Annotated in this window: 21 protein-coding genes; 11 read left to right on the top strand and 10 right to left on the bottom strand. The window is 63.7% G+C overall.

Translation table 11 applies throughout. The features are described from left to right. The first annotated feature begins 131 nt into the window (after nucleotides 1-131). From QXZ85_RS19010 to QXZ85_RS18990, 5 genes are all read left to right on the top strand, one after another. On the top strand, nucleotides 132-3,428 hold the full coding sequence (locus QXZ85_RS19010) for a hypothetical protein (protein ID WP_315764182.1): 3,297 nt from the start codon (nucleotides 132-134) through the stop codon (nucleotides 3,426-3,428). 190 nt (nucleotides 3,429-3,618) lie between these two features. Further along, nucleotides 3,619-7,725 (top strand): sulfotransferase, encoded by a 4,107-nt coding sequence (locus QXZ85_RS19005; RefSeq protein ID WP_316174623.1) that lies wholly within the window; start codon nucleotides 3,619-3,621, stop codon nucleotides 7,723-7,725. Nucleotides 7,726-8,262: 537 nt separating this feature from the next. Next, on the top strand, nucleotides 8,263-8,856 hold the full coding sequence (locus tag QXZ85_RS19000; protein ID WP_315704073.1) for a formyltransferase family protein: 594 nt from the start codon (nucleotides 8,263-8,265) through the stop codon (nucleotides 8,854-8,856). Nucleotides 8,857-9,128: 272 nt separating this feature from the next. Continuing rightward, nucleotides 9,129-9,479 (top strand): hypothetical protein, encoded by a 351-nt coding sequence (locus tag QXZ85_RS18995; protein WP_315704074.1) that lies wholly within the window; start codon nucleotides 9,129-9,131, stop codon nucleotides 9,477-9,479. 37 nt (nucleotides 9,480-9,516) lie between these two features. After that, nucleotides 9,517-9,969: a hypothetical protein gene (locus tag QXZ85_RS18990; RefSeq protein WP_409977496.1), complete on the top strand. Its 453-nt coding sequence runs from the start codon at nucleotides 9,517-9,519 to the stop codon at nucleotides 9,967-9,969. Nucleotides 9,970-9,975: 6 nt separating this feature from the next. On the opposite strand, the gene QXZ85_RS18985 is transcribed toward QXZ85_RS18990, so the two are convergent. Next, the gene (locus QXZ85_RS18985; protein ID WP_315704076.1) at nucleotides 9,976-10,191 is read right to left on the bottom strand and encodes a hypothetical protein; all 216 of its coding nucleotides are present in this window, start codon (nucleotides 10,189-10,191) and stop codon (nucleotides 9,976-9,978) included. Nucleotides 10,192-10,401: 210 nt separating this feature from the next. On the opposite strand from QXZ85_RS18985, the gene QXZ85_RS18980 reads away from it, so the two are divergent. Continuing rightward, nucleotides 10,402-11,280 (top strand): DMT family transporter, encoded by an 879-nt coding sequence (locus QXZ85_RS18980; protein WP_315704077.1) that lies wholly within the window; start codon nucleotides 10,402-10,404, stop codon nucleotides 11,278-11,280. 201 nt (nucleotides 11,281-11,481) lie between these two features. Further along, entirely contained in the window at nucleotides 11,482-12,945 is a 1,464-nt protein-coding gene (locus tag QXZ85_RS18975; RefSeq protein ID WP_316174621.1) for a caspase family protein, read from the top strand. 51 nt (nucleotides 12,946-12,996) lie between these two features. Here the strand turns inward: QXZ85_RS18975 and QXZ85_RS18970 are convergent, their stop codons facing one another. Together QXZ85_RS18970 and cysK are read right to left on the bottom strand one after the other, a co-directional pair. After that, entirely contained in the window at nucleotides 12,997-13,236 is a 240-nt protein-coding gene (locus tag QXZ85_RS18970; protein WP_315767914.1) for a BrnA antitoxin family protein, read from the bottom strand. 3 nt (nucleotides 13,237-13,239) lie between these two features. Next, the gene (gene cysK / locus QXZ85_RS18965; protein ID WP_315764175.1) at nucleotides 13,240-14,217 is read right to left on the bottom strand and encodes a cysteine synthase A; all 978 of its coding nucleotides are present in this window, start codon (nucleotides 14,215-14,217) and stop codon (nucleotides 13,240-13,242) included. A gap of 310 nt (nucleotides 14,218-14,527) precedes the next feature. Between cysK and QXZ85_RS18960 the strand changes: the two genes are divergently transcribed. Further along, nucleotides 14,528-14,758 (top strand): hypothetical protein, encoded by a 231-nt coding sequence (locus QXZ85_RS18960; RefSeq protein WP_315704081.1) that lies wholly within the window; start codon nucleotides 14,528-14,530, stop codon nucleotides 14,756-14,758. 24 nt (nucleotides 14,759-14,782) lie between these two features. Here the strand turns inward: QXZ85_RS18960 and tgt are convergent, their stop codons facing one another. Beyond that, nucleotides 14,783-15,934 (bottom strand): tRNA guanosine(34) transglycosylase Tgt, encoded by a 1,152-nt coding sequence (gene tgt / locus QXZ85_RS18955; protein ID WP_315704082.1) that lies wholly within the window; start codon nucleotides 15,932-15,934, stop codon nucleotides 14,783-14,785. A gap of 270 nt (nucleotides 15,935-16,204) precedes the next feature. On the opposite strand from tgt, the gene QXZ85_RS18950 reads away from it, so the two are divergent. Continuing rightward, nucleotides 16,205-17,230, top strand: a complete 1,026-nt coding sequence (locus QXZ85_RS18950; protein WP_315765052.1) for an aspartate-semialdehyde dehydrogenase — start codon at nucleotides 16,205-16,207, stop codon at nucleotides 17,228-17,230. 119 nt (nucleotides 17,231-17,349) lie between these two features. On the opposite strand, the gene queA is transcribed toward QXZ85_RS18950, so the two are convergent. From queA to coaD, 4 genes are all read right to left on the bottom strand, one after another. Further along, complete coding sequence (gene queA, locus QXZ85_RS18945) at nucleotides 17,350-18,444, bottom strand: tRNA preQ1(34) S-adenosylmethionine ribosyltransferase-isomerase QueA (RefSeq protein WP_315764170.1); 1,095 nt, start codon at nucleotides 18,442-18,444, stop codon at nucleotides 17,350-17,352. A 139-nt stretch (nucleotides 18,445-18,583) separates the two neighbouring features. Continuing rightward, complete coding sequence (locus QXZ85_RS18940; protein ID WP_315704085.1) at nucleotides 18,584-19,048, bottom strand: peptidylprolyl isomerase; 465 nt, start codon at nucleotides 19,046-19,048, stop codon at nucleotides 18,584-18,586. 249 nt (nucleotides 19,049-19,297) lie between these two features. Beyond that, a complete protein-coding gene (locus QXZ85_RS18935; protein ID WP_315704086.1) occupies nucleotides 19,298-19,861 on the bottom strand; it encodes a peptidylprolyl isomerase in 564 nt (187 codons plus the stop codon). Between the two features lie 54 nt (nucleotides 19,862-19,915). After that, complete coding sequence (gene coaD / locus QXZ85_RS18930) at nucleotides 19,916-20,410, bottom strand: pantetheine-phosphate adenylyltransferase (RefSeq protein WP_315704087.1); 495 nt, start codon at nucleotides 20,408-20,410, stop codon at nucleotides 19,916-19,918. Nucleotides 20,411-20,595: 185 nt separating this feature from the next. Between coaD and QXZ85_RS18925 the strand changes: the two genes are divergently transcribed. Further along, nucleotides 20,596-20,853, top strand: coding sequence for a hypothetical protein (locus tag QXZ85_RS18925; protein ID WP_315704088.1), 258 nt, complete (start codon nucleotides 20,596-20,598; stop codon nucleotides 20,851-20,853). A gap of 86 nt (nucleotides 20,854-20,939) precedes the next feature. Here QXZ85_RS18925 and gyrA read toward each other — a convergent pair whose 3' ends face one another. Then, nucleotides 20,940-23,708 (bottom strand): DNA gyrase subunit A, encoded by a 2,769-nt coding sequence (gene gyrA / locus QXZ85_RS18920; protein WP_316174618.1) that lies wholly within the window; start codon nucleotides 23,706-23,708, stop codon nucleotides 20,940-20,942. Nucleotides 23,709-23,897: 189 nt separating this feature from the next. After that, nucleotides 23,898-24,389, bottom strand: coding sequence for a single-stranded DNA-binding protein (locus QXZ85_RS18915; RefSeq protein ID WP_315704295.1), 492 nt, complete (start codon nucleotides 24,387-24,389; stop codon nucleotides 23,898-23,900). 471 nt (nucleotides 24,390-24,860) lie between these two features. On the opposite strand from QXZ85_RS18915, the gene QXZ85_RS18910 reads away from it, so the two are divergent. Continuing rightward, a complete protein-coding gene (locus QXZ85_RS18910; RefSeq protein ID WP_315704090.1) occupies nucleotides 24,861-25,640 on the top strand; it encodes an outer membrane protein in 780 nt (259 codons plus the stop codon). The last annotated feature ends 163 nt before the right edge of the window (nucleotides 25,641-25,803 follow it).

Raw genomic sequence — 25,803 nt, 5'->3', positions numbered from 1 at the left:
AATTCGCACCTGGCACGCGGGACACCTAGTCCTGTCGAGCCGGCTGCGGGGCGTTCGTTCTACTCACTTCGGCTGCCTGTCACACGTACCAGGACCAGGCACGAGCCGGCGTGAACTCGGGGAGATTCATAATGGCGAATAATACCTTCAACCCAACCGCGCTGGCGAACGGAACGTCGAATTTGCTGGTACGCGCGTCCGCGCTCAACCTCTCGACCGACCTTGTGCAGGCCGGCGTCGTCTTCAACGACGCGGCCCGCGCCTCATTGGGCTTGTTCACTCAAGCCGGCAGCGGCAACCAAAACCCATTCCTCGGCGTCTACACGACCGACATCCATGCGGTGCAGAACGACATCGCCGCCATGTTGGCCAATCCCGGCCAGATCACGCTCGGCGGCCAGACCTTCGCGCTCAACGCCACCGACACTGCGGTTCTCACCAACGTGCAGGCCCAGTTGGGAACGCTGATCACTGCTGCACAACAGACCACCAATGCGGCGACGGTGGCCGCCGCAAATCAGACGATCCATGCGGTTCAGCAGGAGATCCTGCAGGAAATCAACAACGACGCTCATCTCTCCGGCGCGCTCAACAATGTGCCGTTCCTCGCCAATACCGGCGGCATGGACGTCGCGTTCCAGAATTCGCCTGCGGGGGCCGACGATCCGGCCAGCCTCGCCGCGGCGACAGCCGGCAACAGCCTCAAGGACGTCGGCGTCGTGTTCAACAAGGTGGTCGATCTGGCCTCCGGCGGCATCAATTCCGGCAACCTGCAGGAGATCACGACCGATCTCACCGCGGTGTCGCAGGGCCTCACCACCATCCTCAACAACAAGACCCAACTGGCGCAGATCGAGAAAGGCGAAACCTCGATTGCCGCCGCGCTGACCACGATTCACCTGCAGACGGTGCTGGGCCAGGTCAATCTCGAGCTCAAGAACTACGCTGCCGCGGAGGCGAATGGCAGCCAGGCTGCGCTGCGCGGCACCGCCGACAATCTGCTCGACAGCATCGACATCATCCAGAACGACGCCAACTTGAACATCGCGGCCGGCGGCAATGGTAACGCAGGCCATGCCGGCGGCTTTGCCGAGGATCCGGGCGGGCTCACCGGCACCGTGACCAAATTCCAGGACAACCAGGCACAGACCAATTTCTGGGCCGCCTTCCTGGCCGAGGCCAACACCATCAACGCGACCTTGCAGAAGATCGCGACCGGCGGCGCACAGGCCAGCCAGACCCTGATCACACAGATTCAGAACTATCAGCAGTTCGGCGCCAAATTCGACGCGGCACAGGGCGCAGTATTCCAGGGCCGCTTCGACAATGAGCTGCTCAGCGGTACGCTCGAGGCCGATACCGCAGCCGCGGTGAAGGGCCTGCAGGGCATCCTCAATGGCGACACCGGCGCGGCGCTTGCCGCCGACAAGGCGATGCTCGCCGCCGCAGGCCAAGGCTTCGCGGCCGACGCCATGGACGTCTCCGGCAACAACATCGCGATCGGCGGCGCGACCTATGTCGGCTCGGCGACCACGGTCTCGACCGCGACATCGGTGCACGGCCTGGCTCAGGGCACCATCCCCGTCACGGCAAACCCGAACATCGCCAATGGCACCGGCGGCACGGTGACGACGCCTCCGGCCGGCGGCGGTGGAGGCGGCACCCCGACGCCTATCAACTTCAGTCCGACCGCGCTCGCCAATGGCACATCGAACCTGCTGGTGCGCGCATCCGCTCTGCAGCACTCGACCGACCTGGTGCAGGCCGGCGTCGTCTTCAACGACGCGGTCCGTGACTCGCTCGGCCTGTTCAGTCTCGCCGGCAGCGGCAACTCGCCCACTTTCCTCAGCAGCTATCAAGCTGACATCACTGCAGTGCAGACCGACATCGCCGCGATGCTGGCCAATCCCGGCCAGGTCACGCTCGGTGGCAAGACCTTCGCGCTCAACGCCACCGATACCGCCGTCCTCACCAATGTCGAGGCCCAGCTCGGGATCTTGCTCAACGCGGCGGGGCAGATCACCAACGCCACGACCGCGGCCGCGGCCAATCAAACCATTCATGCTGTGCAGCAGGAGATCCTGCAGGAGATCCACAACGACGCGCACCTCACGACCGCGCTCAACAATGTGACGTACTTGGCCAACACCGGCGCGACCGACGTCGCCTTCCAAGCTTCGCCTGCAGGGGCCGACGATCCGGCGAGCCTTGCCGCGGCGACAGCCGGCAACAGCCTCAAGGACGTCGGCGTCGTCTTCAACAAAATCGTCGAACTGGCCTCCGGCGGCATCAATTCCGGCAACCTGCAGGAAATCACGACCGACCTCACCGCGGTGTCGCAGGGCCTCACCACCATCCTCAACAACAAGACCCAACTGGCGCAGATCGAGAAAGGCGAAACCTCGATTGCCGCCGCGCTGACCACGATTCACCTGCAGACGGTGCTGGGCCAGGTCAATCTCGAGCTCAAGAACTACGCTGCCGCGGAGGCGAATGGCAGCCAGGCTGCGCTGCGCGGCACCGCCGACAATCTGCTCGACAGCATCGACATCATCCAGAACGACGCCAACTTGAACATCGCGGCCGGCGGCAATGGTAACGCAGGCCATGCCGGCGGCTTTGCCGAGGATCCGGGCGGGCTCACCGGCACCGTGACCAAATTCCAGGACAACCAGGCACAGACCAATTTCTGGGCCGCCTTCCTGGCCGAGGCCAACACCATCAACGCGACCTTGCAGAAGATCGCGACCGGCGGCGCGCAGGCCAGCCAGACCTTGATCACACAGATTCAGAACTATCAGCAGTTCGGCGCCAATTTCGACGCGGCACAGGGCGCGGTGTTCCAGGGTCGCTTCGACAACGAACTGCTCAGCGGTACGCTCGAGGCCGATACCGCAGCCGCGGTGAAGGGCTTGCAGGGTATCCTCAACGGCGACACCGGCGCGGCACTCGCGGCCGACAAGGCGATGCTCGCCGCGGCCGGCCAGGGCTTTGCCGCCGACGCCATGGACGTCTCCGGCAACAACATTCCGGTGAATGGCGGGACCTATGTCGGCACGGCGACCACCGTGTCAGCAGCCACCTCGATCCACGGCACGGCCCACGGCACCATCCCGGTCACGGCGAACCCGAACATCGCCAATGGCACCGGCGGTACGGCCACGACGCCTCCGGCCGGAGGCGGCACTGGGGCGGGCGGCGGGACCGGCGCAGGTGGCTCCACTGGAGGCGGAACCACCGGTGGTGGCACGGGCACGGGTGGTTCGACCGGCGGCGGCACAACGGGCGGCAATAACGGTGGCTGCGCCAGCCATTGCGGCGGTCACCATGACCACCACGATCATAGCAGCCACGAGCACCACGAAGTGGCGGCGGCCCAGCAGGCCGACATGTCTCACCATCACGTTATGGCCCACGTGTGGGGCTGACGTCCGGCGATCATTGATCGACACCAGCCGGTGCAGAACGCAAGTTCTGCGCCGGCTTTTTTACATCGCGACCACCTCCCGGCGGTGAACGGTTCTATGGCTCCGCCACAGTGAAGCTCAGCTCAAGCCTCCGTTTCGCTTAATTCTGTGCGGACAACGGCTGCGTCCAACCTCGTGGCAAATCATTCTCATGACCGACCAAGCCGTAGCTTTCCGTCCACGTCTGATTTCGACGTCGCCTACCCATTCCCCCTCCATCAGTCCGGGCACCGAGGAAAGCACCTTGCAGGCGGCGGAGCAGGCTTTTCGCCAGCTTCTTGCCGTGCAGCCTCGCCACGTCCGAACACTCTGCAGCCTCGCAATGATCCGCCTCCAGCGCGGCGATACGGACGAGGCTCGCCGGCTGCTTGGCCGGGCCGCCGATCTCGCCGACCAATCCGCCGACGCACATCTGATGGTCGGCAAGGCGTATGCCAATCTCGGCGACGCCGCCAATGCAGCGTCGCACTTCGAACGCGCCATTGCGATCGATGACCGCCATGCCGATGCGCACAATAGCCTTGGACTCTGCTACCAACAGCTCGGACAACTCGAACGCGCGATTTCCTGTCACCAGACCGCAATCGCGCTCAGGCCGAATCTTGCGGCGGGCTTCGCCGGACTTGGAGATGCCTGTCGGCGGCTCGACCGTCATCACGATGCGATTACACACTACCAGCGCGCGCTTTCGATCGACCCTCAGGCGCCGGCCCTGCTGCTCAATCTCGGCGGCTGCTATCACGCGACCGCGCAGCTCGACGCCGCGATCCGCAGTTTTCAACAGGCGCTCGCGCTGAGCCCTCAATCGGCGGACGCTCATTTCAATCTCGGCAATCTCTATCTGGAGACGAACAGCTGGCCCGCCGCCGTCTTCCACTACGAGCGCGCCATTTCCGAACGCCCCATCTTTCCCGAGGCGTACAACAATCTGGCCAACGCGCTGCAGTCGCGCGGGACGCATCGTGAGGCCATTGCACATTATGACGAGGCGATCCGCCAGCAGCCCGGCTATGCCGATGCCTATCGCAATCGCGGTGACGCCATGCGGGCGATGAACCGTTTCGACGATGCCGTGGCCAGCTACCAGGCAGCCCTTGCGCACGCGCCGCGGGATACCAAGACGCTCAATCATCTCGCCAGCGTGTTGATGATCGCCGGCCGGCTGGACGAGGCCGCATCGGCCTATGAGACTGCCCTCAGGATCGCGCCGCAAAATGCCGGCATCCATCTCAACTACGCGGCGATCAAGCGATTTATGGCCGACGACCCGCGTTGGCCCTCTCTACAGGATCTGGCGCGGCGCGAGGAGACGCTGGCTGAGCATGAGCGCATCGTGCTGCACTTCACGCTGGGCCGGGCCTACGCCGATATCAAGGACGCAGAGCGGTCACTCTTTCATTTCCACACGGCCAACCGCCTCGAGCGCCGACGCATCCGCTATGACGAGAACCAAGCCCTTCAGCAGTTGGAGCGCATCCGCAGCGTCTTCAACGGAGACGTCATCGAGGCCCGGTCGGGAACGGGCGAGCCCTCAAATCGGCCAGTCTTCATCATCGGCATGCCGCGCTCAGGCACGAGCCTGATCGAACAGATCCTGGCCAGCCATCCTGCGGCAGAGGGTGCCGGGGAAGTCAATTATTTTGCCGCCAGTACGGAGCTGTTCGCCGATCGCACGCGCGGCGAATATCCGGAAATGCTTGCAAGAATGTCCGATGGCGATCTGCGCGAGCTTGGCAAGGCCTATCTGGCACGTTTCGCCGGTCTGGATGCGGCAGCCGAGCGCATTGTCGACAAGATGCCTTCGAACTTTCTGTTCGCGGGTCTGATCCATCTCGCGCTGCCGGGTGCGAAGATCATTCACGTCAAGCGTAATCCGATCGACACCTGCCTCTCCTGCTATTCGATCCTGTTCGCCGAGCCGCAGCCCTTTGCGTATGACCTCGCTGAACTCGGACGCTATTATCGGGCCTATGATGCGCTCATGGATCATTGGCGCGCGGTGCTGCCGGCCGGCGTCATGCTGGAAGTCACCTACGAAGACGTGGTGCGTGACCTCGAGACCGAGGCACGCCGCATCGTAGCGCATTGCGGCCTTGACTGGGACGCCCGATGTCTTTCGTTCCATCAGACCGAGCGGCCGGTGAACACCGCGAGCCTGGTCCAAGTCCGGCAGCCGCTTTTCACCGGTTCGGTCGGCCGTTGGCGACTCTACGGCGATCGGCTCAAGCCGTTGTTCGACACGCTCGGTCCGAGCATCGCGCCCACCGACACTGCCGCGGTCACGCAAGAAGAGGCCACTCGTCCCGCGCCGAGCAATGTCGTTGCGCCTGTTATCGCCGAGCCCAACCGCGCGCGCCCGATCGATCTCGTCGCCCGGCAGGGTGCGTTGAAGGCGGAGGCCGAACGAGCGTTCACCGTCGCGAAGAAGCTGCAGCAACGCGGCGACCACGAGGATGCCGAGAAACTGTTCGGCTTCATCCTGGCGAGTCAGCCGGATCATTTCGGCGCCCTGGTCGGCCTCGGAACGATCTGCACGCAGGCCAATCGTCTGGACGAGGCCAGGCGTCATTTTCTCCAGGCGGCATCCATCGATGAGCGCTCCGCCGAGGCGCATGGCAGCCTCGGGGCGGTCGAAGCCTCGGCTGGCCGGTTCGAGGCTGCGGTCGGCTACTATCTCAAGGCGCTGGCACTCGCGCCCGATCATCCTGGCATCCTCTACGCCTATGCGATGACGCTGCAGAGCCAGGGCAAGAGCGACGAAGCCATGGCGATGCTGAAGCGGGCGATTGCCCTGAAGCCCCAGCACCTCGACGCGCATTTCGCGCTAGGCAACCTGCACTATGCCGAAGGCAAGGACATCGAGGCGGCGAAATGCTACCTGAAGGTTCTCGACTATAGCCCGCATCACGCCGAGACCCACAACAACATCGCCAATGTCCTGTTGCGGCAAGGTCATCCCGAGCGCGGCATCGAGCATTACAAGAAGGCCATCGCGAGCAGGCCGGAATATGCCGATGCCTATGGCAATCTCGGCAACGCGCTGCTCGAGCTCAACCGCCTCGAGGAATCGATCGAGCAGAACCTGCTCGCCCTCAAGATCAAACCGGATCGCTTCGGATCCTACAACAATCTCGGCGTGGCCTATCAGGCACTCGGCCGATTCGACGAAGCGACTGCGGCCTTCGAACGCGCGCTTGAACTGTCGCCGGATGAGGCTCCGATCCACCTGAACCTCGCGAACATGGCGAAGTTCAAGCCGGACGACCGCCGCCTGCCCGGCCTGCACCGCCTGCTCGGCCGCGTCGATCTGCTCGACCAGGAAAAGCAGATTGCCGCCCATTTCGCGATGGGCAAGGCACTGGCCGATCTGAAGGACCATGACGCCGCATTCGCCCATCTCCAGAAGGGCAATGCGCTGAAGCGAAAAACCTTCGACTATGATGAAGGCCAGCGGCTGGCGGCGATGGCCAATATCGCCACCAAGTTCACGCCGGAATTCTTCCGGTCGACCGCAGGGCACGGCGACGCCTCCTGGTCGCCGATCTTCATCGTCGGCATGCCGCGCTCCGGCACCACGCTGATGGAACAGGTGCTGGCCAGCCATTCCAAGGTGTTCGGGGCCGGCGAACTCGAGACCTTCAAGGACCTGATCGGCGAATGCGCCAAGCGCCAGCGCGTCCTCCCGGCCTATCCCGAACTCATCACTCTGCTCGCCCCGGAGCAGATGACGGAGCTCGGGCAGCAGTACACCGCGCGGGTACGGGCGCTCGCGCCGGAAGCCGAGCGCATCGTCGACAAGATGCCGCTCAATTTCATGTTCGTCGGCCTGATCCATGCCGCGCTTCCGAACGCCAAGATCATCCATGTCAGGCGCGATCCGCTCGACACCTGCGTCTCCTGCTACTCGCTGCTGTTCACCGGCAGCCAGCCCTTCGCTTACGATCTGACCGAGCTCGGCCGTTACTACCGGGGTTACGAGGCCGTGATGGCGCATTGGCACAAGGTGCTTCCGCCCGGCGTCTTGATGGACGTCCAATATGAGGACCTGGTCGACGATCTCGAGGTCACGTCGCGCGGCGTGCTGACCCATTGCGGCCTGGAATGGGAAGACGCCTGCCGCGATTTCCACAGCACCCAGCGCGCGGTGCGCACCGCGAGCCTGATGCAGGTGCGTGAGCCGCTCTACCGCCGCTCGGTTGGAAGCTGGAAGCGATACGAGAAGTTCCTTGGGCCGCTGCGCGAGGCGCTCGGTCTATAGACCGGGCGGCAGACCGCGCTGAAATAGTAGGATTGGCGAGCGGCAAATAACCGGGCGCGCAGGCCCCAGGGAACAGGTGACAGGGCGGCACCCGGCTATTTGGCCGCGCGGCGGTCGCGGCGATTTGATACTACCCTCAATAATTTAACGAATTGTTCTAAGAAATCAGGAAAGCGACTGGACGATTCGACGCCCAAGCTGCGCATCCCAATTCTCCACGTCTCCGCGATCTGCCGGCCGCCCGCACCTGCTCCGGTGAGCCATTTCCGCTCGCGCCGCCTTCTCGGCCGTTCGATTTGCTTCGGCCTGCAACCGGCAGCGCGGACCTGTGATGAAAAAGCACGAGCTGCTTGACGAGCGGGTCCAGGATTGATTTGACCGAGCGAGCTATCTCGTTGACGGTCGTGGGGCTTTGGATTTGGTACGGGCCTGGATATTGCGCCGGCAGGGCGCGAGGTCCGATCCACTCCTCTAGCCCCGCCGTCATCCGTCCTTGGCCTGCCCCGTCGAAATTCAACCTCGGAAGACAAATCCATCATGCGTATCACCCTCGTCGGCTCCCGCCATTTCGGTGTGGCCACACTGAACATGTTGCGGGACAAGGACGTCGAGATCGCGCGCGTGGTCGTGCATGATGGCGAGGACCGCTTGGCCGCCGCAGCCCGCGCCGCCGGCATCGAAGTCGTCGTCCAGGCCGATCCGCACCTCGTCACTCCGGAAGAAATCGCGCCGGGGACCGAGTTGATCGTCACGGCGCATAGCCATGCCCGCGTCGCGCAAGCGGCCGTGGCCGCTGCCAAGCTCGGCGGCATCGGCTACCATCCCTCGCTCCTCCCCCGTCACCGCGGCAAGGCCGCGGTCGAATGGACGATCAAGGAGGGCGACCCGGTCGCGGGCGGAACGATCTATCACCTCGCCGAGCGCATGGATGCAGGCGCCATTGCCGCCCAGGACTGGTGCTTCGTCAAGAAGGGCGAGACGGCCCGCGAATTGTGGGAGCGCGCGCTTGCCCCGCTCGGATTGAAGCTGCTCGGCCAAGTCATCGATTACGCCAAGGCGCATGGCTCCATCCCCGCCAAGCCGCAGGATGAGCAGTTCGCCACCAAGGCCCCGAGCCTCACGCCGTCTTGAAGGCAGCACGTCGAAGGCGATTGGCGCACGCGCAGTTTGCGCATGCGTCCGCCCGGAATCTGGCTTCCCACGCAAAGCCCAGCGCGGTATTCAAGTAGGGACGCGCCAATTGCGGCCCTGAGCTTGGCTCGGATGCCGCTGGCCCGATAAGACGATTAATCTTTATCATATTGATATTATTCGTGAAATTTTTACCGCCGCACTGCGGCAAACTTTCGTCACAATTTTTCCAAATAAGCTGAAGCCATCACTCACATTTGAGGAACTGATTCATGCGTCTTGATCGCATCGGAATGGCTTTGGTGGCGACCATCTTGGCCGGCAGTGCTGCGGCCCCTGCTTTTGCCCAATCCCCCTATGATGGACAATGGCAGGTTACAATTGTGACCAATAGCGGCAGCTGTGAGCCCTCCGCAAGCTCGACCCTGACCGTCGCTGACGGTAGAATTTCGGCGCCGGGTGCCAACGTCTCTGGTTCGATTGGGCGGGAAGGCCTGGTTAAGGTCTCGATCAACGGGGCATACGCAAATGGTCAGCTCAATGGCAATTCCGGTTCGGGTAAGTGGAATGGCGCTTCAGCGGGCATTCCGTGCAGCGGACGCTGGCAGGCGTCGCGGCTGTAACACGCGTTTTTCGAGTTTGAAGACGGTTCGGCGGCTCATGACAGCCGCCGTCTTTTTTGGTGCGAGCGGTCTCAGCGCTCCCAGTCACGCCGACCCCGGCCCCTTCACTGGAATGGCCGGCAATTGGCATGGCAGCGGCACGGTGGCGCTCGAGGACGGCTCGACGGAGCGGATCCGCTGCCGCGCCAGCTACGCCGTATCTGGTCCGCGTTTGAACTTGTCGCTGACCTGCGCGAGCGACGCCTATAAGTTCAATCTCTCCGCCAACGTCGTGGCACAGGGCTCTGCGATCTCCGGCAGCTGGAGCGAATCGAGCCGCGGCATCAATGGCATGCTCCAGGGCCGTGGCGGCGGCGGCAACTTCCAGCTAGCCGCCAGCGCTGCCGGCTTCAACGCCAATATCACGCTCGCAACGCGCGGCAACCGGCAGTCGGTCTCGATCCGCGCCGACAGCCAGTTCCGCGGCGCCAATATCTCGTTGTCGCGCTGAGCGAGCCTAGCCGCGGAGCGGCGTCCCCGCCTTTGGCGTGGCCAGCTGCGCCGCGGTCTGCTTGATCGTCTTCGCAATCAAGAGCGCCTGCTCCTTGGTCATGGCGAAGTCCTGCACGCCCTTGTGCGTGGTCAGCGACAACACCATTAGATGCGGCTCCTTCTCGGGCCAGCCGGTCGCGAACGCCGTGAGAAAATCGGCGGAGGTGGGACGGTCGGACATGTCGTGATTGTCTCTTCTGGATATTCTTTTGGCCTGCTCGGAGCGCCCGCTTTAGGACGGAACACGTCCGCATTCCATGCTTTTGTTACGCCACTGCCAGTTCCATTGCCCGCCTGATTGCGGCACATCTGCCGATTTCGTTTGCAAGCTATACCTGGGAGGCGATACAGCCCTGCCCTTGTTACAGGCAGTCACCTTCCCTTCCCGCCCATGCACCGACCTGCTTCCAAGATGATGGCCGCCTCATGGATGACGGGCTGGCTCAGCTTCATGCTGGTGATGGCCGTGGCCGGCCGTGAAGCGCTGCGCGAGCTCAATGTGTTCGAGCTGATGGAGCTGCGCTGCCTGCTCGGCCTTGTGATGCTGTCGCCGTTGGTCTGGCTGGGCGGCGGTCCCGCCACCTTGCGGACCAGGCGGTTGCCCCAGCACATCGCCCGCAATCTCGTGCATTACGTCGCTCAACTCGGCTGGTTCTTCGCGCTTACCTTGATCCCGATCGGTCAGGTCGTCGCGATCGAGTTCACCATGCCGATCTGGACTGCGTTGCTCGCGGCGAGCTTTCTTGGCGAGCGGCTCACGATCTACAAGCTTTCCGCCATCATGCTCGGCCTGATCGGGGTGCTCGTGATCGTTCGTCCCGATGCGGGTGCCATCAACCCCGGCCAATTGATCGCACTTGGTGCGGCGATGGGGTTCGGCATCTCGATCGTGTTGGTGAAGTCCCTCACCCGCACCGAGCCGACCGTGTCCATCATCTTCTGGATGCTCTCGATCCAGGCCGCGGCGGGCCTGGTGCCGACGCTGGCGCTCTGGACCTCGCCCTCGGCCACGATCTGGGGCTGGATTGTCGTGATCGCGATCTGCGGCACATTCTCGCACCTCTGCATGGCGCGCGCGATGCTCTATGCGGATGCCACCATCGTGGTCCCCATGGACTTCCTGCGCGTACCGCTGACCGCGGCCGCCGGCTGGCTGCTCTATGCCGAACAGCTCGATGCATTTACCTTGCTGGGGGCGGCGCTGATCCTTGGCGGCAACCTGCTCAACTTGCGGCCGGCACAGCCGGTCGCCGTGCGCGCGCGGAGCTGAGGTCGCGCGAACATCCCTCATTGCGGCTCCCCGCGTGTGATCCGATCACATAGCCGCGTCCCCGGAAACGTGAATTTCCGCGCAACAGCTGCGCAAAAATCAAGTCTCGATCGATTTTTTTGGCATCGGCGACGAGACCTTTTCGCGTCCGCCGCGACTAATGTCGCAGTGATCACTTCGCTTCTCCTGGGGGATGTCCTGATGCGTTGTCTCACCATCGGTCTGTCGCTGCTTTGCATGGCGCTGACGGCGGAAGCTGCCAAAGCGGATCGGCGTGTCGCCTTCGTGGTCGGCAATGGCGCCTACAAGAACGTCGCGCCGCTGCCGAACCCTCCGGTCGATGCGAAGGCCATGGCCGCAACCCTGCGCAATGTCGGTTTCGACGTGGTCGAGGGCTCCAATCTCACCCGCGACAAGATGACCGAAAAGCTGCTCGACTTCGGCCGGAAGGCACAGGGCGCCGATATCGCGGTGTTTTATTATGCCGGGCACGGCATTGCGATCTCCGGCACCAACTACCTGCTGCCGGTCGATGCCGACCTGAAATCCGAGATGGACGTGAAGCTCGGCTCCGCCATCAACATCGACGTGACGCTCGATCAGACGATGGGCGATGCCAAGGTCAAGCTGGTCTTCCTCGACGCCTGCCGCGACAATCCGTTCGCTGCCAAGATCAAGTCGAACTCGCCGACCCGCAGCGTCGCGGTCCAGACGGGCCTTGCCGAAATGAAATCGGGTGAAGGCACCTTGATCGCATTCGCCACCGGCCCCGGCCAGACCGCGCTCGACGGCGAGGCCGGCGCCAACAGCCCGTTCACCCGCGCCCTGATCGCCCACATCGCCCAGCCAGGCGTCGAAATCCAGCAGGCGATGACGGAGGTGCGCGCCCAGGTCAACGAGGAGACCAGCAAGGGCCAATTGCCCTGGGGCCATACCAATCTGATCGGCGCGGTTTATCTCAATCCCGCTGCAACGCCGGCAACGAGCGCGGCTGCCATCCCGGGCAATGTTCCGGCCAATGCCGCCTCTTCGGCCAATGCCGAGGCCGAGCTCGAGTTCTGGCGCTCGGTGAAGGACTCCAACAGGCCGGAAGAGCTCAACGCCTACCTCTCGACCTATCCCAACGGCCAGTTCAAGACGCTGGCACTCGCTCGCATCGCCTCGATCGAAAGCGGCGCCGCGAACAATGCCACGCGGAACGTCGCCAAGGGGGTCGATCCCGCTGTGTTCACCGAGGAAGGCAGCCAGGTCAGCGAGGATCAGATCGGTCTCGACAAGAGCAAGCGGCGCGACGTGCAGCGCCGTCTGACCGGCCTTGGCTTCGACACCAAGATGACCGGCATCTTCGATGACGAGACCCGAGGGGTCGTCAAGCGCTGGCAGGCGGCACGCGGTTATCCTTCGACAGGCTATCTGACCAGGCTGCAACACAAGGCGCTGCTCGCCGAGCCGCAGCCCGCCCCGGCAACGGCTTCGATGAGCGCCCCCGCAGCCAAGCCTCGCCGTGCCAGGCCCAGCGGCAATGTCGCAGCCGGCAGCGCCCCGCCGCCGAGCGCCGCGCCGGTGTACCGCAACCCGCCGCCGGACAATGCTGGCAACGCCGCCGGTGCGGCCTTCATCGGCGGCATGATGGGCGGCGTCCTCGGCGGCGCACTGCGCAGGTAGTCGCAACTGGTATGCAAGAGCGCGGACCTGCTGAGCGGCTAATCTTTGCCCTTACAGGCCTGCGGCCTTGCGCAGCGCGGCGTTGATGCGGTCCTGCCAGCCGGGGCCTCCGGCCTGGAAATGCTCGAGCACGTCCTGGTCGATCCGCAAGGTCACCTGCTCCTTGACGCCGGGGATCGCCGCCTTTTTCGGCGGTGCCTCGACGGGTTTGGTCGTGACCTTCTTGAACGCGGCCTCGGCTTCCGTGCGGGCGTCGGCGAGCGTGCGTGGACGTCGCGGTTGGTTCGCCATCATTCACATTCCTTCGAAAAGCGCAGTCGACAAATAGCGTTCGGAGAAGGACGGCACGATCGCAAGAATGGTCTTGCCCGCGCTCTCCGGCCGCTTGCCGATCGCAAGTGCCGCGGCGATCGCCGCGCCCGAGGAGATGCCGCCGGGGATGCCTTCGTTGCGGGCCAGTGCACGAGAGGTCTCGATCGCCGTCGTGCTGTTGATCTTGACGATCTCATCAATCACGGAGCGATCGAGAATGTCCGGGACGAAGCCGGCGCCGATGCCTTGGATCTTATGCGGCGAATGCATCCCGCCTGACAGCACCGGGCTCTCCTCCGGCTCGACGGCCACCACCTTCAACGACGGCTTGCGCGGTTTGAGCACCTGCCCGACGCCGGTGATCGTGCCGCCGGTGCCGACGCCCGCGACGAAGACGTCGATATTGCCGCCGGTGTCGTTCCAGATCTCCTCGGCGGTGGTGCGGCGATGAATCTCGGGATTGGCGAGATTCTTGAACTGCTGCGGCATCGCCGAATTCGGAGTGGTTCTCAATAGCTCCTCGGCAGTCGCGATCGCGCCCTTCATTCCCTGTGCGGCGGGCGTCAGTACCAGCTCTGCACCGAGGAAGGCGAGCATCTTGCGACGTTCGATCGACATCGATTCCGGCATCACGAGCTTGAGCCGGTAGCCGCGCGACGCCGCAACGAAAGCCAGCGCAATTCCGGTATTTCCCGAGGTCGGTTCGATCAGCACGGTGTCCTTGTTGATGATGCCCGCCTTCTCCATCGCGATAATCATCGCCGCGCCGATGCGATCCTTCACGCTCGCGGCTGGATTGAAGTATTCCAGCTTGGCAAGGATCGTTGCATTGACGCCGTGCTGCTCCGGCAGCCTTCGCAGCCGCACAATCGGCGTGTTTCCGATCGCGTCGACAATCGAGTCGAACACGCGTCCTCGGCCCGGACGCGGCGTGTTTTCGGCAGCAGATGACGCATCCATTGAGACACTCCTTGCGCGCAGGCGCGACAGGTTAAGTTTTCGTAACGCATCATTGGACAGGGTGTTGCACTGCGCAAGCACGTTTCTGCGACATGAGAGCCGCTGCGGCGCACAACTTGTCGCGGCTAAATTACGCAAAAACAACGTATTTGTGTTGCGACAAGGTCAAACATCTGAGTGTATAGTAACCACGATGTCGGGCGCTGACGCGCTGATCGGTCGCAAGAACGCGATCCCACGCTCGACGTCTCCACCTTTGAGAGATCGCAACGCTTGAGATCCCCGCTCTAAGATCGCAACGGAGGTCACCATGTCAGCACTTGCTGAACTCATGTCGACCAGCACGCCGAGGCCAAATCCGCGCGGCAGCGATCTTCCGACATGTCCGGTCTGTGCAGATTCCATGATTGCGGCCGAAGCGTCTGCCTATCTTGCCGATAACGCGATCAGCTATCTCTGGACCTGCGACACCTGCGGTTACGGCTTTGTGACCAAGCACGTCGTCCACAAGCGGTTCGCCTGCGCTGCCCTGTCGTCCTGAGCCGGCTTCCATCAGCTGGGAGTGTCATCGCGCGGCGATATCACCGCGTGACCAGTTTGCGCGCGTCTCAGCATAGAACTGAGCGAAAGTGCCGGCGGCGATCGCACCGCGCATGCCGGCCATCAGTTGCTGATAGTAGGCGATGTTGATCTCCGACAGAAGCATCGCACCGAGCGTCTCGCCCGCCTTGACCAGATGATGCAGATATGCGCGCGAATAGCTGCGCGCCGCCGGCCACGGGCTCTCCTCATCGAGGGGACGCGGGTCGTCGGCGTGGCGCGCATTGCGCAGATTCACCGGCCCGAAACGGGTGAACGCGACGCCGTGCCGTCCGTTGCGGGTCGGCAGCACGCAGTCGAACATGTCGATGCCGCGCTTGACCGACTCCAGCAAGTCATCCGGCGTGCCGACGCCCATCAGATAGCGCGGCCGGTCGGCGGGCAGCACCGGCGCCGTGGCTTCGATCATCGCGAGCATCACCGCCTGCGGCTCACCGACCGCGAGGCCGCCGATCGCATAGCCGTGGAAACCGATCTCGACCAGGCCGCGTGCGCTCGTCTCCCGCAAGCTTGGGACGTCGCCGCCCTGCACGATACCGAACAGCATGTATCCGGCCGGCGCAGTCTCGAAGGCGCGGCGGCACCGCGCGGCCCAGCGCAGCGACAGCTGCATCGCGCGCTCGATGTCGTCGCGCCCGGCCGGCAGCCGCACGCACTCGTCGAGCTGCATCGCGATATCGGAGCCGAGCAGGCGCTGCACCTCGATGGCGCGCTCCGGCGACAGCTCGATCTTGGTGCCGTCGATATGGGAGCGAAACGTAACGGCATTTTCCGTCAGCTTGCGGAGCTCGGATAGCGACATCACCTGGAAGCCGCCGGAATCGGTCAGCATCGGCCCGCCCCAGCCGGTGAAACGCTGCAGGCCTCCGAGCGCCGCGATCCGCTCCGCGCCCGGACGCAGCATCAGGTGGTAGGTGTTGCCCAGCACGATGTCGGCGCCCGCGTCGCGGACCTCGCGCCAATGGATCCCCTTCATGGCACCCGCCGTGCCGACTGGCATGAAGGCGGGCGTTCGCACCACGCCATGCGGCGTGGTGAGGCGGCCGGTGCGCGCAGCGCCGTCAGTCGCAAGCAGCTCGAAATGATTGGGAAGGCTGGTGTCTTCTGGGAGGCTCATGACGGGTTTATTGCGTCAGCGCGGAGCCGGTTTCAACCTGGTCGAGCCCAATTCCGGTCACAAAGTCCGTTGACGGCGGTTCCCGCCGCCACTATGGTCCTGCGCCATGTTCACCGCGACCAAACGCACGACGAAAACCACCAAGCCCAGCAGGGCCTCGGGAGGCGTGCGCGCGTAGACGAACCTAGCCGCGACATCTTCGAACCGAAGCCCCGCCTGATGAAGGTCCGGGGCTTTTTTATTGCCTAAATTCCAACTGGAGACAGAGACGTGAAGAACGACCCCGTTGTTGCCATTGTCGGCGTGACCGGCGCTGTCGGCGCCGAATTCATCGCCACCATGGACCGCCGCAACTTCCGCGTCGGCAAGCTGAAGGCGCTGGCGAGCGCCCGCTCGGCCGGACAGACCCTGAATTTCCGCGGCCAGACGGTCACCATCGAGGAGCTCAACGAGCGCTCGTTCGAGGGCGTCGATATCGCGCTGTTCTCGGCCGGCGGCGGCATCTCCAGGAAGTTCGCACCGATCGCGGTGCGCTCAGGCGCCGTGGTGGTCGACAATTCCTCAGCCTTCCGCATGGACCCGAACGTGCCGCTGGTGATCCCGGAGATCAACGCGGGCCGCATTCGGGACCACAAGGGGATCATCGCCAATCCGAATTGCGCCGCCATCACCGCGCTGGTGCCGCTGTGGCCGATCCATCAGAAGAACCGGATCAAGCGCGTCATCATCTCGACCTACCAGGCCGCCAGCGGCGCCGGTGCGGCCGCCATGGACGAGCTCGTGCAGTCGACCCGCGCCAATCTCAACGGGCAGGTCTATGCCCCGAAGGTGATGCCGCATCCCTACGCCTTCAACCTGTTCAGCCACAACACGGCGATCGATCCGGAGACCGGCTACAACGACGAAGAAACCAAGGTCATCAACGAGACCCGGAAGATCTTCGAGGATGAGACCATCGCGATCGGCGTCACCTGCGTGCGCGTTCCGGTGCTGCGCGCCCATTGCGAAGCCATCACCTTCGAATGCGAGAAGCCCATCTCGGAAGACGACGTCCGGCGCATTCTTGCCACCGCACCCGGCGTGCGCATCGTCGACGATCGCGCCAAGAACTACTTCCCGATGCCGGTCGACGCCTCCGGCCAGGATGACGTGCTGGTCGGCCGGATCAGGAAGGACCTCTCCGATCCGTCCGGGCATTCGATCGCGATGTTCGTCTCGGCAGATCAGCTCCTCAAGGGCGCCGCGCTGAACGCGGTGCAGATCGCGGAGCTGCTGCCGGAACGCGTGATGGCGTAACGACACCCGCGCGTCATTGCGAGAAGCCGAAGGCGACGAAGCAATCCAGTTCTTTTCCCGCGGCACGACTGGATTGCTTCGCTTCGCTCGCAATGACGAGCCAACGTCTGGGGCGATACCTACGGACTCCGCACATCTTCTTCACCGCGGCGGAACAGCAGGCACGCATCGCCGTAGGAATAGAAGCGGTAGCCGCTCGCAATCGCATGTGCGTAGGCCGCTTTCATCTCGTCGAGCCCAGAAAAGGCCGAGACCAGCATGAACAGCGTCGAGCGCGGCAGGTGGAAATTGGTGAGCAGGATGTCGACGGCGCGGAAGCGGTAGCCCGGCGTGATGAAGATCGAGGTTTCGCCTTCAAAGGCTGCGATCGTGCCATCGCCTCTGGCCGCGCTTTCCAACAGCCGCAGCGAGGTCGTGCCGACGGCCACGATGCGGCCGCCTCGCGCGCGCGCCTCATTCAGTGCTGCAGCGGTCGCTTCTGACACGCTGCCCCACTCCGCATGCATTTTATGGCCTTCGGTGTCCTCGACCTTCACGGGCAGGAAGGTGCCGGCCCCGACATGCAGCGTGACCCGCTGCAGCCCGACTCCGCGGGCGCGCAAACGCTCTTCCAGCGTCGGCGTGAAATGCAGGCCTGCCGTCGGCGCAGCGACAGCCCCCTCCTTCGCCGCGAACATGGTCTGATAGTCGTCGGCGTCACGTTCATCGGCGGCGCGCTTGCCGGCGATGTAGGGCGGCAGCGGCGGTCGGCCGAGGTCCGCGATCGCCTGGTCCAGCATCGGGCCATGGAAGGAGAACGACAGCGTTACCTCGCCTTCGGCGCCTTTGGCCTCGACGGACGCGTCCAGGTGCCCCAGCAGGCACACCCTGCCCTCATTGCCGAACCGGATCGTATCGCCCGGTGCGAGCTTTTTGGCCGGCCGCACCAGTGCCTGCCAGCGCGAGCCATCGAGCCGTTTGATCAGCGTGGCCTCGATCTTCGGCTCGGTCTCGCGCCCGATCCGGCGGCCTGACAGTTGCGCTGCGATCACCTTGGTGTCGTTGACGACCAGCTGGTCACCGGGCTCGAGCCAGTCCGGCAGATCGCTAATGAGCCGATCGCGCAGCACGCCATCACCCTGCACCACCAGCATGCGCGCAGAGTCCCGCGGGCTCGCCGGCCGCAGGGCGATGTTTTCGGGCGGAAGATGGAAGTCGAACAGTTCGGTGCGCATCGTTGGCTCGGCACCAAGCCGACCCTCATCCAGAGGAGCCCGCCGCCGGCGGGCGTCTCGAAGGATGAGGCCGGGATGTCTGGGGCCTCATGGTTCGAGACGCGTGCGGCGCACGTTCCTCACCATGAGGATCGATCCATTACTGCGCGTCTGCGGCCATGTACGCCTTGACGATCTTGTCCGGGTTCTGCACCGGCTCGCCGCGCTTGATCTTGTCGACGTTCTCCATGCCCTCGGTGACCTTGCCCCAGACCGTGTACTGCTTGTCCAGGAAGCGGGCGTCGTCGAAGCAGATGAAGAATTGGCTGTCGCCGGAATCGGGGCTGGCCGCGCGGGCCATCGAGGCCGTGCCGCGCACGTGGGGCTCCGCATTGAATTCGGCCTTCAGCTTCTTGCCGGAGCCGCCGGTGCCGGTGCCTTGCGGGCAGCCGGTCTGAGCCATGAAGCCGTCGATGACGCGATGGAACACGATCCCGTCATAGAAACCTTCCCGCACCAGCTCCTTGATCCGCGCCACGTGGTTGGGTGCCAGATCCGGGCGCATCTCGATGGTCACGGGGCCCTGGGTGGTCTCAAGGATCAAGGTGTTTTCGGTGACAGCCATGCTTGTCTCTCAATGGTTTGAGTTCGACGGGATACGGGAACTCGTTCGAAGGGGGAACTTAAATGCCCGCGGGCGTGCAATCGCACTGGCCCATATCTCGATAAATGGCATTGTCGGTCGGCGTACCAAGAGCCGGGCCGCTTGGCAAAGATTTCGTTAAGCGCGCTGCACCGGTGTGGTCCCGCACCGGCGCAGGCCGGACTGCGGCACCGCTCAACCCGCGGGTGCCGCGCGCCAAGTCACTCGAAGTCATTTCATGTCCGCTGCGACCTGGACCTTCACCATCTTATCGGGATCGGTGACGCTGCCCGAAGACGAGCCGGACGGCGCCTTCTTCAACTTGTCGACCACGTCCATGCCCTGCACGACCTCGCCGACGACGGTGTATTGGCCATTGAGGAACGATGCATCGCCGAAGCAGATGAAGAACTGCGAATTGGCGGAATCGACGCTGTCGCCGCGCCGGGCCATGCCGACCGTGCCACGCTTGAACGGCACGTTCGAGAATTCCTGCTTCAGGTTCGGGTATTTCGAGCCGCCGGTGCCGTTGAAGTTCTGACCGTCACCGGTCTGCGCCATGAAGCCGTCCATGACGCGGTGGAACGGCACGTTGTTGTAGAACCCTTCGCGCGCCAGCGTCTTCAATCGTTCGGCGTGCTGCGGGGCGAGGTCGGTGCGCAGCTTGATGACGATGCGGCCCTTGGTGGTGTCGATGACGAGCGCGTTCTGCTTGTCGAGCCCTGCGGGCAGCGACTGCGCCAAGGCCGGAACGGCAAAGACGAGGGCGAAGATAACGGCGATAGCTCGGATCATGAAAACTCCGGAGGGTGGAGGACGGAAGTCGGTGATTGCGCGCGACGTGCCGTATCAGCGAAATTTGGCGGCGAGGCTGCTCGCGACGGATGGCGGCACGAAAGACGATACATCGCCGCCCATGGCAGCGATTTGACGAACCAGTGTGGCGGTGATCGGACGGACGGCGACGGAGGCCGGGACGAACACGGTCTGGATTCCCGGCGCCATGACTTGGTTCATGCCTGCGAGTTGCATCTCGTAATCCAGATCGGTGCCGTCGCGCAGGCCGCGGATCATCAGGATCGCTCCGGCTTTTTGCGCCGCCGTCACCGTAAGATTGTCATAGGTGGTGGCGTCGAAGCCGCAGGATGCCTGTGCCGCAACGGGGCCGAACGCCTCCCGCACCATGGCAAGCCGCTCCTCGGTGGAGAACAGCGGCTTCTTGCTGGAGTGGACTCCGACCGCGACGACGAGTTGGTCGCAGAGGTGGACGGCCTGCCGGACCACGTCCAGATGGCCGTTGGTGACGGGATCGAAAGATCCGGGATAAAGGGCAATGCGCGGCATAGGCCCCTCCTATACCCGCTGCAAACGACCGGCAAGCCGCCCTTTGTTTCGCCCGCCGCGGCGCCAAGAAACAAATCCTAACGGGATGAAACCATTTTCAGGCTTTTGCGAAGGAGACTAGAAACCCGCACTTTGTATTCAACCTCCACAACAAGGGCCAGAACGGCCCTCGACAGGGGATCGTCGTGATCAAAGCGCTTTCTGCCATCGCGGTGGCCGCGTTCGTGGCTGCTGCCCTGACCATTCTGCCCGGTTTCGCCCCGAAGGTCGAAGCCAGCGTGCCGCAGCCGCTCGCCAAAAGCGACCGCCTCGACATCCGCCCGATCGGTCGCGGCTGCTCGGAGCAAGCCTGGCCGAATTTCGAGGCGGCGTGCCTACGCACCGCGGGAACGAAGGCAGTGGTTAACGACGCACGGGTCGTGGCGGTCGACAAGCCGCAGTGAAACAAGCTGCAGCGAACATCTGCGAATAGCGAATGGGGAGTAGCGAATAGGCTCGATCCTGCTCGCCCTCCCTGTTCACCATTCGGCTACTCGCTATTCGCCTGATCCCCGTTTCCCTGGTCGCTGTGGCCGTTTCCGCCGGCGCCGTTCTCCGACTCCTCGCCGATGTGCTCGACCGAGACCACCTTCTCGTCGTCGGCGGTGTTGAACACGATCACGCCCTGCGTCGAGCGGCCGGCAATCCGGATGTCCTCGACCGGGCAGCGGATCAACTGGCCCTTGTCGGTCACCAGCATGATCTGGTCGGCGTCCTCGACCGGGAACGAGGCAACGAGCTTGCCATTGCGTTCATTGACGGACATCGCGACGATGCCCTTTCCGCCGCGACCGGTGGTGCGGTACTCGAACGACGAGGTCCGCTTGCCATAACCGTTCTCGCTGATTGTCAGCACGAACTGCTCCGCCGCCGACATCTCGACATAGCGCTGCTCGCCGAGTTCGACGGTCGAGCCGGCTGCTGCCTCCTCGGTATCGATCCCCGTCTCCTCATCGGCCCCGCCGCGGCGCACGGCATTGGCGCGGCGCAGGTAAGCGGCACGCTCCTCGGAGTCGACCTCCATGTGGCGCAGGATGGACAGCGAGATGACCTTGTCGGCCGATGGCAGCGCAATGCCGCGCACGCCCATCGAGGTGCGCCCGGTGAAGACGCGGACGTCATTGACCGGGAAGCGGATGCACTGACCGCCGGCGGCGGTCAGCAGCACGTCGTCGCGCTCGGTGCAGATCTGGACATCGACGATCTCTTCGCCCTCGTCGAGTTTCATCGCGATCATGCCGGAACGGCGGACCTCGACGAAATCCGACAGCTTGTTGCGGCGGACATTGCCGCCCGTCGTGGCGAACATCACGTCGAGATTGGCCCAGGAGGATTCGTCCTCCGGCAGCGGCATGATGGTGGTGATGCGTTCGCCCTGCTCCAGCGGCAGGATGTTGATCAGCGCCTTGCCGCGCCCGTTGGGGGCGGCGACCGGCAGCCGCCAGACCTTCTCCTTGTAGACCTGGCCGCGCGAGGAGAAGAACAGGACCGGCGTATGGGTCGAGGCCACGAACAGTCGGCTGACGAAATCCTCCTCGCGGGTCTGCATGCCCGCGCGGCCTTTACCGCCGCGGCGCTGGGCGCGATAGGCCGACAGCGGCACGCGCTTGGCGTAGCCGGCGTGCGATACCGTCACCACCATGTCCTCGCGCTGGATCAGGTCCTCGTCTTCGACCTCACCTTCCTGCTCGATGATGACGGTCCTGCGCGGCGTGCCGAACTCGGTCTTAACGGCCGCGAGTTCGGTCTTGATGATGCCCTGGACACGGGCGCGCGAGCGCAGGATATCGAGATAGTCGTTGATCTCGATCTTCAGCTTGTCGAGTTCGTCCGAAATCTCCTCGCGGCCGAGCGCCGTCAGCCGCTGCAGGCGCAGGTCGAGGATCGCCTTGGCCTGCTCCAGCGACAGCCGGATCGTGCCGTCGTCGGCAAGCCGATGGCGCGGATCGTCGATCAAGGTGATGATGGACTCGACGTCGCGCGCCGGCCAGTCGCGCGACATCAGCGCGTCGCGCGCCGTGGCGGGATCGGGCGACGTCCTGATGACCCGGATGACCTCGTCGATATTGGCCACCGCAACCGCAAGACCGACCAGGATATGGGCGCGGTCGCGGGCCTTGCCGAGCAGATATTTGGTCCGCCGCGTCACCACCTGTTCGCGGAAGGCGATGAACAGCGTCAGGAAATCCTTCAGGTTCATCGTCTGCGGTCGGCCGCCATCGAGCGCGAGCATGTTGGCGGCGAAACTCGTCTGCAGCGGCGTGAACTTGTAGAGCTGGTTCAGCACCACGTCGGGTACCGCATCGCGCTTCAACTCGACCACCACGCGGTAGCCCTCGCGATCGGACTCGTCGCGCAGATCGGCGACGCCTTCGATCTTCTTCTCGCGCACCAAATCGGCGATGCGCTCCACCATCGTGGCCTTGTTGATCTGATAGGGGATCTCCGAGATGATGATCGCCTCGCGATCCTTGCGGATCGTGTCGATCGTCACCTTGCCCCGCATCACGATCGAGCCGCGGCCGAGATGGTAAGCGGAGCGGATGCCGGCGCGTCCGAGAATGATGCCGCCGGTCGGGAAGTCCGGGCCCGGGATGATGTTGATCAGTTCGTCGATCGTGAGCGCGGGATTGTCGATCAGCGCCACGCAGGCGTCGATCACCTCGCCGAGATTGTGCGGCGGGATGTTGGTCGCCATGCCGACCGCGATGCCGCCGGCGCCGTTGACCAGCAGGTTCGGAAACTTGGCCGGAAGGACCGACGGCTCCTTGTCAGAGTTGTCGTAGTTCGGAGCGAAGTCGACCGTGTTCTTGTCGATGTCGTCGAGCAGCGGGATCGCCGACTTCGCCAGCCGCGCTTCCGTGTATCGATAGGCTGCCGGCGGATCACCGTCGACCGAGCCGAAATTGCCCTGGCCGTCGATCAGCGGCACGCGCATGGAGAAGTCCTGCGCCATGCGGACCATGGCGTCGTAAATCGACTGGTCGCCATGCGGGTGATATTTACCGATGACGTCGCCGACCACGCGGGCGGACTTCACGTATTTCTTGTCCGGCGTGTGCCCCTGCTCGTACATCGAGTACAGGATGCGGCGGTGCACCGGCTTCAACCCGTCACGCGCGTCAGGCAGCGCACGCGCCACGATCACGCTCATCGCGTAATCGAGGTAGGAGCGTTTCATCTCGTCGAGGATGGAGACGGGGCGAATGTCGGAAGGTCCGCCCGGCTCGCCGGGCTTCTCATCTTCAGTGTCGGACAATTGGGGATCCGGTCAGTTTTGCACGCGGAAATCGATGCGAATCATATAGCGCATCGCAGCCCCGCAAACCACCCCTCCCCGCACGGAAGGGGCGGCTTTTTCTGTTCGTTTTTCCAGTGACTTAAGGCGCTCGTCGGTCGAGGAAAATGCGGCGCCAGACCCGCGTTTCTCAACGCGCCCCGCCGGCGATCAGAACGGAATGTCGTCGTCCATGTCGCTGTTGCGGCCACCGGCCGGAACCGGCCGGCGCGGCGCTGGTGCGGATGACGGCCCACCGATGCCGAAATCGCCGCCTGGCTCGTCGGCAAAGCTGCCGCCGCCACCGCCGCCCCGGCCATCCAGCATCGTCAGCGTCGAGTTGAACCCCTGCAGCACCACCTCGGTGGAGTACTTCTCGACGCCGCTCTGATCGGTCCATTTGCGGGTCTGCAGCGCGCCCTCGATGTAAACCTTCGCGCCCTTCTTCAGATACTGCTCGGCAACTTTGCAAAGCCCCTCGTTGAAGATGACGACGCGGTGCCACTCGGTCTTTTCCTTGCGCTCACCTGTCGCCTTGTCGCGCCATGTCTCCGAGGTCGCGATGCTGAGATTGGCAATCGGCCGCCCGTCCTGGGTGCGCCGAATCTCGGGATCCTTGCCGAGATTGCCCACCAGAATCACTTTATTCACACTTCCCGCCATCACACTCTCCCGCGGCTCGAATTCCTGGACCGGTGCCCACCGGCCGATCGGCATGCGGCGGCTGGGGTCCTTCCTCAGTCGGCGGACCCTATACGCTTGTCGCGCCGGCGACCCGCCTTCTCCTTGATTATCCACATATAGCAAGCCGTCGCGCCACGTTCCAGCTTTGTTCGAATCCTATTCCCACAACCATGCGTAGAGTTCCCGTTTGAGGCGAAATTTGACCAAATTCCCGCCGGGAACCGGAATGAAGTTCCATGGCATCCCAGATACTTAAGCACTTTCATTAACTTATGATGCCATCAGAACTCCCATTTCGCGACCAGGGTGTGGCTTTTTAGCGACAGCATTTTGAGTTGAATCGCGTATCCTACACAAGCAATGACAAGCCGCCTCGGCGGTCGGACAGATTTGTTAGTTGGCGCTTTCCGGGGGACCCAAATGAAAGCGCGCAATGCGGGAGAACTTCTGATGAGAAAGATTTTACTTGGTGCCGTGAGCTTGATCGCCCTGGGACTGGTCACGCCTGCAAGTGCCGCCGACCTCGCTGCACGTCCATACACCAAAGCCCCACCTCCGGTTGCGCCGGTGCTTTATGACTGGAGCGGCTTCTACATCGGCATCAACGCCGGCGGCGGTTCGAGCCATAAGTGCTGGGATCTGGTTTCCACCGCAGGCTTCGGTACGCTGGCGACACCGTTGGACGAGGGTTGCCACGACGCGACCGGTGCGACGGCCGGCGGCCAGATCGGCTATCGCTGGCAGATGGCGAGCTGGGTGTTCGGCGTCGAAGGCCAGGGCAACTGGGCCAACTTCCGTGGCAGCAACGTCAATCTGCTGGGCGGCACCGCGCTTGTTGCCGCAGGCCTCACCGATCAGTCCAAGATCAACGCATTCGGCCTGATCACCGGCCAGGTCGGCTACGCCTGGAACAATGTTCTGGTCTATGGGAAGGGCGGCGTCGCGGTTGTCGGAGACAGGTTCAGGACCTTCAACGTTGTGGGCACCCTCGTCGACTCCGCTGACAACACCCGCTGGGGTGGAACCATCGGCGTCGGCCTTGAATACGGCTTTGCTCCGAATTGGTCGGTGGGCGTCGAATATGACCACCTCTTCCTTGGCCGGCATACCGTCGACTCGGTCACGCCGGCTGGCGCGTTTTCTGCCAGCGATCGCATCAAACAGGATGCCGATATCGGCCTGGTTCGGCTGAACTATCGCTTCGGCGGCCCGATCATTGCCCGCTACTAAACGCGCAAATCCTCTTCTCGGAAAGGCCGGCTTCGCGCCGGCCTTTTTGTTGGTTGCCGGTTTGGTTCGACGCCCCCTTGGCTGGGAACTGCGCGATGCGTGGAATATTGCTGGGGTCGCGTCGCCCCGCCGATGACTGGCGCCATCCAAGATCGGTTGAAGC

It is taken from the genome of Bradyrhizobium sp. SZCCHNGR1005, assembly GCF_032489995.1.
Classification (GTDB): Bacteria; Pseudomonadota; Alphaproteobacteria; order Rhizobiales; family Xanthobacteraceae; genus Bradyrhizobium.
Note: the sequence above shows the minus strand (reverse complement) of the source record. Positions and strands in the feature narration are given on the sequence as shown.

Excerpts from the sequence above, each read along its gene's own strand:
- QXZ85_RS19010 (WP_315764182.1), top strand. The coding sequence starts at position 132 with ATGGCGAATAATACCTTCAACCCAACCGCGCTGGCGAACGGAACGTCG.
- QXZ85_RS19005 (WP_316174623.1), top strand. The coding sequence starts at position 3,619 with ATGACCGACCAAGCCGTAGCTTTCCGTCCACGTCTGATTTCGACGTCG.
- QXZ85_RS19000 (WP_315704073.1), top strand. The coding sequence starts at position 8,263 with ATGCGTATCACCCTCGTCGGCTCCCGCCATTTCGGTGTGGCCACACTG.
- QXZ85_RS18995 (WP_315704074.1), top strand. The coding sequence starts at position 9,129 with ATGCGTCTTGATCGCATCGGAATGGCTTTGGTGGCGACCATCTTGGCC.
- QXZ85_RS18990 (WP_409977496.1), top strand. The coding sequence starts at position 9,517 with ATGACAGCCGCCGTCTTTTTTGGTGCGAGCGGTCTCAGCGCTCCCAGT.
- QXZ85_RS18985 (WP_315704076.1), bottom strand. The coding sequence starts at position 10,191 with ATGTCCGACCGTCCCACCTCCGCCGATTTTCTCACGGCGTTCGCGACC.
- QXZ85_RS18980 (WP_315704077.1), top strand. The coding sequence starts at position 10,402 with ATGCACCGACCTGCTTCCAAGATGATGGCCGCCTCATGGATGACGGGC.
- QXZ85_RS18975 (WP_316174621.1), top strand. The coding sequence starts at position 11,482 with ATGCGTTGTCTCACCATCGGTCTGTCGCTGCTTTGCATGGCGCTGACG.
- QXZ85_RS18970 (WP_315767914.1), bottom strand. The coding sequence starts at position 13,236 with ATGGCGAACCAACCGCGACGTCCACGCACGCTCGCCGACGCCCGCACG.
- cysK (WP_315764175.1), bottom strand. The coding sequence starts at position 14,217 with ATGGATGCGTCATCTGCTGCCGAAAACACGCCGCGTCCGGGCCGAGGA.
- QXZ85_RS18960 (WP_315704081.1), top strand. The coding sequence starts at position 14,528 with ATGTCAGCACTTGCTGAACTCATGTCGACCAGCACGCCGAGGCCAAAT.
- tgt (WP_315704082.1), bottom strand. The coding sequence starts at position 15,934 with ATGAGCCTCCCAGAAGACACCAGCCTTCCCAATCATTTCGAGCTGCTT.
- queA (WP_315764170.1), bottom strand. The coding sequence starts at position 18,444 with ATGCGCACCGAACTGTTCGACTTCCATCTTCCGCCCGAAAACATCGCC.
- QXZ85_RS18940 (WP_315704085.1), bottom strand. The coding sequence starts at position 19,048 with ATGGCTGTCACCGAAAACACCTTGATCCTTGAGACCACCCAGGGCCCC.
- QXZ85_RS18935 (WP_315704086.1), bottom strand. The coding sequence starts at position 19,861 with ATGATCCGAGCTATCGCCGTTATCTTCGCCCTCGTCTTTGCCGTTCCG.
- coaD (WP_315704087.1), bottom strand. The coding sequence starts at position 20,410 with ATGCCGCGCATTGCCCTTTATCCCGGATCTTTCGATCCCGTCACCAAC.
- QXZ85_RS18915 (WP_315704295.1), bottom strand. The coding sequence starts at position 24,389 with ATGGCGGGAAGTGTGAATAAAGTGATTCTGGTGGGCAATCTCGGCAAG.
- QXZ85_RS18910 (WP_315704090.1), top strand. The coding sequence starts at position 24,861 with ATGAGAAAGATTTTACTTGGTGCCGTGAGCTTGATCGCCCTGGGACTG.